10 protein-coding genes are annotated in these 12,394 nt (G+C 44.4%); 1 reads left to right on the top strand and 9 read right to left on the bottom strand.

Annotation, left to right across the window (positions count from 1 at the left end; translation table 11 throughout):
• Positions 1-8 precede the first annotated feature (8 nt).
• The 6 genes from leuD to ilvD all read right to left on the bottom strand — a co-directional run bounded on the left by leuD (position 9) and on the right by ilvD (position 7,353).
• Positions 9-599 (bottom strand): 3-isopropylmalate dehydratase small subunit, encoded by a 591-nt coding sequence (leuD, locus tag FDP09_RS09330; RefSeq protein ID WP_137402407.1) that lies wholly within the window; start codon positions 597-599, stop codon positions 9-11.
• A gap of 19 nt (positions 600-618) precedes the next feature.
• The gene (gene leuC, locus FDP09_RS09325) at positions 619-2,016 is read right to left on the bottom strand and encodes a 3-isopropylmalate dehydratase large subunit (protein ID WP_137402406.1); all 1,398 of its coding nucleotides are present in this window, start codon (positions 2,014-2,016) and stop codon (positions 619-621) included.
• Between the two features lie 162 nt (positions 2,017-2,178).
• Positions 2,179-3,222 (bottom strand): ketol-acid reductoisomerase, encoded by a 1,044-nt coding sequence (gene ilvC / locus FDP09_RS09320; protein ID WP_137402405.1) that lies wholly within the window; start codon positions 3,220-3,222, stop codon positions 2,179-2,181.
• An 11-nt stretch (positions 3,223-3,233) separates the two neighbouring features.
• Positions 3,234-3,737, bottom strand: coding sequence for an acetolactate synthase small subunit (gene ilvN / locus FDP09_RS09315; RefSeq protein ID WP_137402404.1), 504 nt, complete (start codon positions 3,735-3,737; stop codon positions 3,234-3,236).
• A gap of 96 nt (positions 3,738-3,833) precedes the next feature.
• Positions 3,834-5,528: a biosynthetic-type acetolactate synthase large subunit gene (gene ilvB, locus FDP09_RS09310; RefSeq protein WP_137402403.1), complete on the bottom strand. Its 1,695-nt coding sequence runs from the start codon at positions 5,526-5,528 to the stop codon at positions 3,834-3,836.
• Between the two features lie 142 nt (positions 5,529-5,670).
• Entirely contained in the window at positions 5,671-7,353 is a 1,683-nt protein-coding gene (ilvD, locus tag FDP09_RS09305) for a dihydroxy-acid dehydratase (protein WP_137402402.1), read from the bottom strand.
• A 967-nt stretch (positions 7,354-8,320) separates the two neighbouring features.
• Between ilvD and ispE the strand changes: the two genes are divergently transcribed.
• Positions 8,321-9,127, top strand: a complete 807-nt coding sequence (gene ispE / locus FDP09_RS09300; RefSeq protein WP_137402401.1) for a 4-(cytidine 5'-diphospho)-2-C-methyl-D-erythritol kinase — start codon at positions 8,321-8,323, stop codon at positions 9,125-9,127.
• Between the two features lie 33 nt (positions 9,128-9,160).
• Here ispE and FDP09_RS09295 read toward each other — a convergent pair whose 3' ends face one another.
• The 3 genes from FDP09_RS09295 to tgt are packed head-to-tail and all read right to left on the bottom strand — an operon-like array spanning position 9,161 to position 12,289.
• Positions 9,161-10,081, bottom strand: a complete 921-nt coding sequence (locus FDP09_RS09295) for a DMT family transporter (RefSeq protein WP_137402400.1) — start codon at positions 10,079-10,081, stop codon at positions 9,161-9,163.
• 4 nt (positions 10,082-10,085) lie between these two features.
• Positions 10,086-11,162, bottom strand: a complete 1,077-nt coding sequence (locus FDP09_RS09290) for an LptF/LptG family permease (RefSeq protein WP_137402399.1) — start codon at positions 11,160-11,162, stop codon at positions 10,086-10,088.
• A complete protein-coding gene (gene tgt / locus FDP09_RS09285) occupies positions 11,159-12,289 on the bottom strand; it encodes a tRNA guanosine(34) transglycosylase Tgt (protein WP_137402398.1) in 1,131 nt (376 codons plus the stop codon). Before tgt ends, FDP09_RS09290 begins: the two co-directional genes overlap by 4 nt.
• Between the last annotated feature and the right edge of the window lie 105 nt (positions 12,290-12,394).

Below are 12,394 nucleotides of genomic sequence, written 5' to 3'. Positions count from 1 at the left end.
ACGTGTTATTATCTCGTTTTCTCGAATTCAACGATCTGATCTTTCATGTTCAGCAAATAGTCGATATCATCAAAACCATTTTGCATGTTTTGTTTTTTGTAAGCGTTGATATCAAACGATTCTGAACTTCCTGTACTTAGAAGGGTGATGGTTTGCTTGGCGATATCTACTTCCACTTCCGTAGCAGGATCTTTTTCTACTTCTGCAAAAATCTCATCCAAAAATTCTGGTGAAATAGTCACTGGCAGAATGCCTACGTTCAGGGCATTGTTTTTAAAGATATCCGCAAAGAAGCTGGACACCACACATCTAAATCCATAATCATAAATCGCCCAAGCGGCGTGCTCGCGGCTGGATCCTGATCCGAAGTTTTTGCCAGCTACCAATACTTTACCGGAGTAGGTAGGGTCATTCAGCACAAAATCAGCTTTCGGATTTCCTTCACTGTCATATCTCCAATCCATGAACAAGCTTTCTCCGAAACCTTTCCTTTCGGTAGCTTTCAGAAATCTTGCAGGGATGATTTGGTCCGTATCCACATTTTCGGTAGGCAACGGTACCACAGTACTTTTTAATAAATTGAACTTATCGTAAGCCATTTTCTTGATCGATTTTTAATTAAACTTCACGAGGATCTGCCACTTCACCTGTAATGGCCACAGCTGCTACTGTCAATGGTGATGCCAGTAAGGTTCTTGCCCCTGGCCCCTGGCGTCCCTCAAAGTTCCTATTGGAGGTAGATACAGCGTATTTACCGGCAGGAATCTTGTCGTCGTTCATGGCCAGGCATGCAGAACATCCCGGCTGTCTCAATTTAAACCCAGCTTCCTCAAGGATGGTTACCAGTCCTTCTTCGATGGCTTGGCTTTCCACTTCCCTTGAGCCCGGCACGATCCACGCAGTAATATTGTCAGCCTTTTTCTTGCCTTTTACAAATTCCGCTACAGCACGGATATCTTCGATTCGGCCATTGGTACAACTTCCCACAAAGACATAATCGATCTTTTTACCTTTAATAGGCTCTCCAGGCTGGAAGCCCATATAATCCAAAGACTTTAGATACGTTTTCTTGTTGCTCCCTTCCATACCGTCAGTGGTAGGAATAATATCTTTGATCTTGATGCCCATACCAGGGTTGGTACCATAAGTGATCATCGGCTCGATGTCCTCGGCATCATAGGTATATTCCAAATCAAATTTAGCACCCTCGTCGGTTTTCAGGGATTTCCAGTAGGCTAAGGCCTTATCCCAATCTTCTCCTTTTGGTGCATGCTCTTTTCCTTTAAGGTAATCAAAAGTCACCTCATCTGGCGCGATCAATCCACCTCTTGCTCCCATTTCGATACTCATGTTACAGATGGTCATTCTCGCTTCCATGCTGAGGCTTTGGATGGCCGAACCTGCGTATTCAATGAAATACCCGGTACCACCACTGGCCGAAATTTTTGAGATGATGTAAAGGATAATATCTTTAGAGGTCACTCCCTTGCCAAGCTCACCGTTTACAGTAATCCGCATACGCTTGGGCTTGGACTGCATAATACACTGGGAAGCAAATACCATTTCCACCTCACTGGTACCTATACCAAAGGCTATCGCCCCGAAAGCACCGTGCGTGGACGTATGGCTATCCCCACACACAATGGTCATACCCGGCTGGGTAATGCCCAATTCCGGACCAATAACGTGCACGATACCATGGTGGTTTGTCCCCAGATCGTGCAGTTCAATTCCGTATTTGCTACAATTTTCGCGTAGCTTTTCCACCTGCATGCGGGAAAGCTTATCTTTAATGGTTTTGTCCTGATCGATGGTCGGCACGTTGTGATCAGGAGTGGCTACCGTGCGCTCGGGAAAGAGCACTTTGTTGCCTCGTTTTTCGAGGTTTAGGAATGCCACGGGGCTGGTGACTTCATGAATAAAATGTTTATCTATGAAAAACACATCAGGCCCACCCGGAACGGATTTGACTACATGTTCGTCCCAGACTTTATCAAATAATGTTTTCTTTTCCATCGCTTCTGTTGTCAATCGTCATAAAGTTCGGGAGGAACAGGTAAAAACATCTCCAATTTTCACCTATTCCTCCCAAAAGTACACTTTGGGGAAAGTCTATTAGCTATAACACAATAGGCCTTAGTTTTAATTCCCATCGCTAGACTTTCCACTAAGTTTAAATTAGTTATTCTCTGGTCTCAGCTTACGAACAGTAGCTCCTGCCTTCCACATCTCAGAATCTCTCAACTCGCTAAGTTCTTCTTCCAGTTTCTCTCTGTAGTCTGCTTTACTGTTTGATTCAATGGATTTAGCAGCTTCTTTGCCGTCTTTTACACTTTTGTAAAGTTGCTCAAACACTGGCTTGGAAGCATCTCTGAAAGGCTTCCACCAGTCAAGGGCACCTCTTTGGGCAGTAGTAGAACAGTTGGCATACATCCAATCCATACCGTTTTCTGCTACAAGTGGCATCAAGCTTTGCGTCAATTCTTCCACTGTTTCGTTAAATGCTTCAGATGGAGAGTGACCATTTTCCCTCAATACTTCGTACTGAGCAGCAAAAATCCCTTGGATAGCGCCCATCAAGGTACCTCTTTCACCAGTAAGGTCAGAAGTCACCTCTCTGTAGAAGTCGGTTTCGAACAAGTATCCAGAACCTACGCCGATACCAAGTGCAATGACTCTCTCCCTTGCTTTGCCAGTGGCATCCTGATAGATGGCAAAAGAAGAGTTCAATCCTCTACCTTCTACAAACATCCTTCTCAAAGAAGTACCGGAGCCTTTAGGAGCGACCAAGATTACATCTACGTCTTCTGGTGGCACGATACCTGTCTGGTCATTATATGTCACCCCAAAGCCGTGGGAAAAGTAGAGTGCTTTTCCAGGAGAAAGGTGCTTCTTAACAGTTGGCCACAAAGCGATTTGTCCAGCATCAGAAAGCAAGAACTGAAGGATAGTTCCTTTTTCACAGGCTTCTTCAAGCTCAAAAAGGGTCTCGCCAGGAACCCAGCCATCTGCTACGGCTTTGTCCCAAGTCTTGGAGTTTTTACGCTGTCCGACGATGACATTAAAGCCATTGTCCTTCAGGTTTAGGGCTTGGCCGGGGCCTTGCACACCATAACCCAGTACGGCAATCACTTCGTCCTTAAGGACTTCTCTGGCTTTCTCAAGAGGGAATTCCTCTCTTGTTACTACATCTTCTTCAACTGTTCCGAATTTCAGTTTCATTGTTTCTAAATTTAATTATTCAAATATTGTTCAATTGTTCCCATTGGTTTGGCCACGGCCACTCTACCTGATCTGGCAAATTCGAGGATATTAAAATCTTGCAAAATCTCCAGTAAAGCCTTGGTGTCTTCTTTATGGCCGGTCATTTCGATCACCACAAATTCTTTCTCGGCGGATATGATCCGGGCATTGTATTGCCTGATCACTTTCTCCAATCCCGGGTCAAGACTGCTGATCGGTATTTTGTACAGGGCAATTTCCTGGTACACCACTTCGTCATCCTTATAATAAAACGACTTGATCACATCTATGATCTTCTCGGTTTGCTTGACGATCTGGAGCACCTGATCTTCTGTGGTGGTCACCTCAATGGTGATCCTGTGCACACCATCTTCCTTACTCTCCGAAGCAGTAAGGGCATCTATATTCACTCCCCTTCGGGTAAAGATCAAGGTAACTCTATTCAGGATACCAATGAAATTTTCGGTAAAAAGGGATACGGTATATCGATTCATAATTTAGTATCTAGTATCTAGTATCAAGTAACTGGTATTTTTGGACTATCCTCCATTCAGGCACCCGGAATCCGCGAGGCCTGTCATGATGACCACTTAGCTCAGTCTGACCTCCTCTACAGAGCATCCTGTAGGAATCATTGGGAATACATTATCCTCTTTTTCTACCACTACCTCAAGAAAATAAGGACCTTCATGGATCATCATCTCCGCTACGGCATCACTTAGATTTTCCCGTTCGGTCACTTTGGTGGCCTTCATGTTATAGGCTTCTGCGATTTTGATAAAGTCTGGATTGTCCAGTTCTGTGAACGAATACCGTTTATCAAAGAACAGCTGCTGCCACTGCCGTACCATCCCGAGGAAGTCATTGTTCAACAAGACTACCTTTACCGGTGCTTTGGTCTGCATGATGGTACCTAGCTCCTGAATGGTCATCTGGATACCACCATCACCTACCACACAGACCACTTGTCGGCTTAGATCCGCCAACTGCGCTCCGAGGGCAGCAGGCAAGCTAAAGCCCATGGTCCCCAGACCACCCGAAGTCACTTGTGTCCTAGTAGTCTTATATTTAAAATATCTCCATGCTATCATCTGGTGCTGTCCTACATCGGTGACCAATACAGCGTCATCTTTCTTATAGTCATTGATATATCGAATTACTTCCCCCATGGTCAAGCCGATTTTGGTAGGAAGCAAGTCAAGGGATACCACTGCACTTTTCTCTTTTTCTTCCAATTTTCTGAACGCTGCCAACCACTCATCGTGGGTTCCTTCGTTGACTTTTTCGGTCAGCATTGGAAGACTTTCTTTACAATTCCCCAGTACAGACACTGCACACTTCACGTTTTTATCGATCTCTGCATTGTCAAGTTCTAGGTGGACTACTTTGGCCTGCTTGGCATACCGCTTAAGGTCACCGGTCACCCGGTCATCAAAACGCATCCCCACCGCGATCAGAACATCACATTGGTTGGTCAGCAGATTGGGAGCATAGTTACCGTGCATTCCCAGCTTACCTACATATTGTGGATGGTCTTCAGAAAGTGCTCCTGAACCTAACAAGGTACAAGCTGCGGGGATTCCTGTTTTGTCCAAAAAAGCCTTGAATTCTTCCTCAGCATTACCGATTACAACACCTTGTCCAAAAAGCACATAAGGTTTTTTGGCGGCATTGATGACTTCAGCGGCTGCAGTGATTTCACTGTCCTTCACTATAGGATATGGACGGTAAGACCTGATGCCCAAGCAAGGCACATAATTAAACTCTGACAATTCATTCTGAGCATCCTTGGTAATATCTATCAGTACAGGCCCCGGTCTTCCAGACCTCGCTATATGAAAGCCTTTTGCAATGGCTGGAGCAATATCCGCTGCTTTTCTTACTTGGATATTCCACTTGGTTCCCGGCATAGAAAAACCCACTACGTCGGTTTCTTGGAAAGCATCTGTACCTAACAGCGGCGAGGCTACTTGACCAGTGATGCAGACCAGAGGAGTGCTATCAATCTGGGCGTCGGCTATCCCTGTGATCAGGTTAGTCGCACCAGGCCCAGAAGTAGCCATGCATACACCGACTTTTCCGGAGACGCGTGCATACCCCTGTGCAGCATGGATTGCTCCCTGTTCATGTCTCGTCAGTACATGTTTGATTTGGTCCGCGTAATCATAGAGTGCATCATACACAGGCATGATAGCACCTCCTGGGTATCCGAAAATGTAATCGCAATTTTCAGATACCAGGGATTTGATCACGATCTCAGCTCCTCTGATTCTCGAATCTTTCATGTGTTTATAATTGATTTTTAAAGGTCACATAGAATCTCACATGATAATGTCACCTCTCTATGTGTCATTGACGTCATGCTTGATTTCATGTGTAACTAAATTATATTTGAGGTTTAGGTCTCATCTTGGTTGGTCTATTGTATCACTGCTTGTCAGTAACACAACCCTCAGACGCGGTAGACACCAATTGGACATATTTCTTTAACGTGCCTTGAAGATGGCTCAAGTCTTTATTTTTCCAGTTTTTCTTACGCTCTGCAAATTCAGCTTCGCTTACATCCACCCTGATCTCCATCGTTCCGGCATCAATAGTAATCTTGTCTCCATTCTGGATCAAGCCTATTGGGCCACCCACATAGGCCTCGGGCGTCACGTGCCCTACTACAAAGCCATGGGTACCTCCAGAGAACCTACCATCTGTGATCAGCGCCACATCCGAACCTAGGCCTGCACCGATAATAATGGAAGTAGGTTTCAACATTTCTGGCATTCCAGGTCCACCTTTTGGTCCGACATAGCGAATGACCACCACATCACCTTTTTGGATTTCCTTGTTTTTCATGGCGGCATTAGCAGAAGACTCATCGTCAAACACCTTAGCTGTCCCAGTGAAGGATTTCCCTTCCTTACCGGAAATTTTAGCCACGGCACCTTCCGGAGCCAAGTTGCCATGAAGCACACATAGATGACCGGATTCCTTGATAGGATTGTCCAATGGATGGATCACGCTTTCTTTGGATACCTTTACAGGTTCTACGTCTGCAAGGTTTTCGGCCATCGTCTTGCCCGTAACGGTCAAGCAATCACCATGAAGCAATCCTTCGTTCAGGAAATACTTCAAGAATGCAGGCAAGCCGCCCATTTCGTAAAGATCCTCCATCATGAATTTACCACTTGGCTTGAAGTCCCCCAACACAGGTGTCTCAGCATTGATTCGCTTAAAGTCCTCAAGGGTAAAATCAATCCCAGCCGTTTTGGCTATCGCCAAAATGTGTAGCGCAGCATTGGTGCTACCCCCGAGTGCTACAGTCACCCTAACGGCATTCTCTAAACTCTTCTTGGTGATGATATCTTTAGGTTTGATATCCAAAGCCAATAGCTGCTTGATGTATTTCCCAATATTTTTGCACTCTTCTCTTTTTTCTTTGGAGGTAGCCGGATAGGAAGAACTGAACGGGAGGGAAAGGCCCATCGCTTCGATAGCTGACGACATCGTGTTAGCGGTGTACATACCACCACATGCGCCAGCACCTGGGCAGGCATTCTTGATCACCCCCATGTAGTCTTCATCAGAAATTTGCCCGTTGATCTTCTTACCGTAAGCTTCGAAAGCCGAAACAATGTTCAGTTTCTCCCCTTTATAGTTTCCAGACCTGATCGTCCCGCCAAAGACCATGATCCCCGGACGGTTTACGCGAAGCATTCCCATGACCACACCTGGCATGTTTTTGTCACATCCCGGTATCGTCACCACACCGTCAAAACTATGCCCTAGGATGAAGGACTCGATAGAGTCTGCTATTACCTCTCGGGAAGGAAGACTAAACCGCATACCAGAAGTTCCCATGGACTGCCCATCAGAAATACCAATAGTATTAAAAATAAAACCTGAAAGGTCTGCCTCGTTTGTGGAAGCCTTGATGTCTTCCGCAAAACTGTTCAAGTGCATGTTACAAGGATTGCTCTCATAACCGCAGCTTGCCACACCTACGAAAGGCTGTTTCATCTTTTTATCAGTGATACCGGTCGCATACAGCATCGCCATTGCCGCCGGATTCTCCTCATTATCACTGATTTCCCAACTATATTTCTTTGAATCACTCATTATATATATAATCTTCTGTTATTCCCTTATAAAAAAAAGTGCCTCACGATATGAGGCACTTTATTGTTTTATGGATGTTTTACAATAGTCTAGCGCCTCATTTACAGTTGAAAATGAGAATGACAATAAGGTTAATGACGCTGACTATTCTTAACATGCTTTTTATGTGTTTAGTGGTATCTGATATTCGTTTTTTCTAATTGCTTAACAAAAGTAAAACCCTAATTTGAGACTTACAATATTTTATTTCTTTTTTTAAAATGAATTAAAAATTAAACTATTGCTTACTTGATAGAATGCTTCAGTTTTAAGGGGCTTTTTTATGCAATACGCTTTTTTATGTTTTATTAGAAAAACATTTTTTCAATTTTCGAAATTTTCTTCTGATTTCCAAAAAAATTAAATTTTTGTTAAAAAAAACCTGAAAATAGATCAGTAAAACCAATATTTAAGGTCGTTTTCAGGCCAAACCCCAACATATCAGTGATACTTTATAAAAAACGCAATAATTAATATCTCCTTTTTCATCGTTTTGAGTTATTTATTTTCAACGCACAGTACCGATTTAATGCCACAAAGGAATTGGCTTTTCCCTCCAAGACAAACGGATTTTATTTATTGAAATGAAACAAGTTTCGTATTGGCATGGCTATCATCCGTACCACTGGCTCCTTCCCCCTTTTGTGCATGTATGGTGCGCGGCTTATTAAAGGACAGTTGGGTTCTATAGTCAGCGACTGCGCATACTGCTGCCTAACCCGCCGTTATCGGAAAATCTTACACGCGGTGAGGGTGTCGAACTGCACCAATAAGGGTTACATACAAAAGGATAAGTTCCACAGGAACGGTAGGTATAAATGCAAATTGGGACATTTTTTTATACATTCACCCTGTTTCTCCCTTTCCTTGGACACTTTTTCTCCATTGCCTATTATCTTTACCTCCGAAGTCTTCAAAATCTTAGAAAATGGTATTATTTCCAAATGCAAAGATCAACTTGGGTTTATCCATAAATGGCAAAAGGAAGGATGGCTATCATGACATCACCACCTGCATGTTGCCTGTTCCGCTCCATGATGCCTTGGAAATCACTTTTGCAGACAAAACCTCCTTCAAAAGTACAGGCCTACCAATTCCAGGCGCAGAAAAAGACAACCTGATCCTGAAGGCATTTAAACTTATGAGAAGGGATTTTAACGACCTTCCGAATGTCCATTTCCACCTTCATAAGGCCATTCCCATGGGAGCGGGGCTCGGTGGCGGATCTGCCGATGCTGCATTTGCCATTTCCATGATGAACAATATCTTTGACCTTCACCTGGAAGACTGGTTTTTGGAGGATTATGCTGCCCAACTTGGCAGCGACTGCCCTTTTTTTATCGAAAACACCCCTAAAATCGCCACCGGTAGAGGAGAAATATTGGAAGATGTAAACATCAATCTAAAAGATTGCCACCTCATCTTGGTCAATCCAAACATACACATTGGCACAAAGGAGGCCTATGCGGGCGTAACGCCCAAACATCCCGAATTTGACCTCAAGGAGACCATTGCTGACCGCAGTCTATGGAAAGACCGATTGGTCAATGATTTTGAAGCCAGCATCTTCCCAAAACACCCCCAAATCGCTGCCATTAAAGAAAAACTATATGAAAAAGGCGCTTTCTATGCGGCCATGTCGGGTTCGGGTGCTACCGTTTTTGGGCTTTTTGATACAGAAACCGCCCTTGGTGAATGGCCAGAGGAATACTTTACTTTTGCTGGGAAATTGTAACTTCTGGCATCAAAGTATTTCCTAGCCTCGGATTTATTGCATTCTTAACAATTGCTTGTTCTTTTTTCTTTTATAAAGGAAATTAAAAACAGGGTACATGATAACAGAAGCCAATATGATCAGTGCGCCCATATAAAATCCTGGGGTCATTTTTTCTTGCTCACCAAAAATCAGCACGGCAAGGACAATCCCATAAACGGGTTCAAGATTTACCGTGAGGTTAATCACAAAAACGCTCAAGCGCCTCATCAATTCCACCGAAACAGAAAAAGCATATACCGTACACACGCCCCCTAGCAGCAGGAGCCAAAACCAATCCATAGGAGCAGGAACTAGCTGTAAACCTTCTTCACCTGCCCATAGCTTCACATAAATAGGCATGAATAACAACGAAAACAAACAGGCGCCTATCATCTCATAAAATGTAATTACATAAGCAGCATGCTTTTTAGTCAACTGGCCATTGCTCACGGTGAAGCAAGCGCCTAAAAAAGCCGCCCCTACCGCCATGGCCAGTCCCTTCCAATGATCCACCTCAAATCTAAAAATCACATACAGCCCCACCAAGACCACTATTCCCAGCATCACTTCATACCATTTGATGTTGGTCTTGTTTACCCAAGGTTCAATGAATGCTGTCCATAAGGAGCAAGTGGCCACCCCAGCCAGACAGACCGAAGCGGTAGACACCCTTACCGCACCAAAAAACAAGATCCAATGCAGCCCTATCAGCATCCCTGTCCCCAGCACTTTCGCCAGTTCCTTCCATGGCAATCTCACTTTTCTCCCTTGGATCAAAAACAAAACGCCAAGAATCAAGGAAGCTAAAAGCGTCCTATAAAAAACGATTTCTACGGCAGGTATGACGATCAAGAGCCCCAAAATAGCGGTAAAACCCCAAATCAACACCGTAAGGTGAAGCATCAAATAATCTTTTACAGCAGTACCGGTCATGGGATTACCGCGGAATGGTTTTGTACATAATCATTCCCGTGACCGCAAATATGATATTGGGAGACCACACGGCAAAGATCGGATAGGCGGTGCCAGCTTCTGCAAATGTCCTGGAGAGCAAAAACAAAATAATGTACACAAAGGCCAACAAGAAGCCCAAGGCTATCTTAAATCCTGACCCTCCGCGCGTTTTCTTAGAGGCCACTATCACCCCAATGAAGGTCAGAATAATCGCGGCAAATGGAGACATAAAACGCACATAACGTTCAATTTTGTAAAAATTCACATTGTCAGCCCCCCTGTCCTCCAGGACCTTAATATGCCGCCCCAGTTCGGGCAGGTTCAAGGTTTCGTGGTGATTTGGCGGAAGATCAAAATCCGCCGGGGTAATGGATAGCACCGTATCCATCTCCTCACCCACTTGATACGCTTCTCCCATATCCTCCAGTGTCCGGATTTTATAATTCCGCACTTCCCATGCATTGGCAGCAGTATCCCATACGATACGGTCAGCAGAAAGCTTGGAAATCAATTTCCCTTCTTCAACATGCTCCAAAGTAAAGGTATAGCCTGTCTTGGGACCTGTATAATACTTGCTGATATAGGCATATACATCGGGGGCTACTTTTACGTGAAAATTCTGATAGTTGTACTGGGCATCATCTTCCAGGTATTCCACCTTAAAACTATATACCCCCGCAGTGGCTCCAGGAAGCACCCAGCCATTGAGCAAAAAACTGGCAATAGCAATCATCGAAGCACCAATCAAAAAGGGCCTTAACATCCGAACAAAGCTCACCCCGCTGCTTAGTATTGCCACTATCTCAGTTCTCCCTGCCATTCGCGAAGTGATAAAAATCACCGAGATAAACACCGTGATGGGTGTCAGCAGGTTATTGAGGTAAAGGCCATAATTAAACATGTACTTGGCGATCTCGCCAGTAGGCACATTGTTTCGGATAAAATCATCATTCTTTTCGGTGAAATCCAACACCAAAACAATCAAGATCAGCATCAGGACCACAAAAAAGTAGGTCTTCAGAAAATCCTTAATGATCAGTTTATCCAGTAATTTTATCATAACCTTGTGCTTACTTTTTTCACCATCACATCCTTCCAAGCGGCAAATTCCCCTGATTTGATTTTCTCCCTTGCTTCAGCTACCAGCCAAAGGTAAAAGCTGAGGTTGTGAACACTCGCTATCTGGGCGGCCAAGATCTCCTTGCTGACGGTAAGGTGGCGAAGGTAAGCCTTGGAATAAAAACTGCTCACATGACTGTTGATATTAGGGTCAATCGGTGAGAAATCATCCTTCCACTTTTCGTTGCGCATGTTCATAATCCCTTCGGAGGTAAATAGCATCCCATTGCGAGCATTGCGGGTAGGCATCACACAGTCAAACATATCCACCCCCAAGGCGATGCATTCCAAGATATTCGCAGGAGTTCCCACCCCCATCAAATATCGTGGTTTATCCTTTGGAAGGATATCGGTCACCAGCTCGGTCATTTCGTACATCATTTCGGCAGGCTCCCCCACGGACAAGCCGCCAATGGCATTTCCTTCACGTCCACATGAAGCCACAAATTCGGCCGACTGCTTTCTCAAATCCTTGTAAACGCTACCCTGCACAATCGGAAAAAGCGCTTGGCTGTAGCCATATTTTCCAGAAGTACTGTCCACTTGGTCAATGCACCGCTTCAGCCAGCGGTGGGTCATTTCCATGGATTTTCTGGCATAGCCAAACTCACAAGGATAAGGTGTGCATTCATCAAATGCCATGATAATATCCGCACCAATGCTCCGTTGGATATCCATGACATTTTCGGGAGTGAATTTATGTTTGGACCCATCAATATGGGATTTGAACAGGACTCCTTCCTCCGTGATCTGCCGTGTGCCTGCAAGTGAAAACACCTGATATCCGCCACTATCGGTAAGAATCGGCTTATTCCAGCCGTTAAATTTATGCAGACCACCTGCTTTTTCCAGTACATCCAAGCCTGGGCGCAAGTAAAGGTGATAGGTATTGCCCAAAATGATCTGGGCTTTGATATCATAGGTAAGTTCGCGCTGATGTACCGCCTTGACCGAACCCGCCGTACCCACTGGCATGAATATCGGAGTCTGAATATCTCCATGGTCAGTTTTGACCACTCCCGTCCTTGCCTTACTCTTCTGATCTGTATTTTCTAGAGTGAATTTCATCAATCATTCTTTCCGAACAAAGTCAAACGACCTTGTGCTGATTTAGTTATCAATTTAAGCACAAAAATATAAGCTTATCCTTAAAAGAGTTGCTGTTTTTGATTT

The organism is Echinicola rosea, from assembly GCF_005281475.1.
Lineage (GTDB): Bacteria > Bacteroidota > Bacteroidia > Cytophagales > Cyclobacteriaceae > Echinicola > Echinicola rosea.
This window is presented reverse-complemented; position numbering and strand designations above follow the sequence as displayed.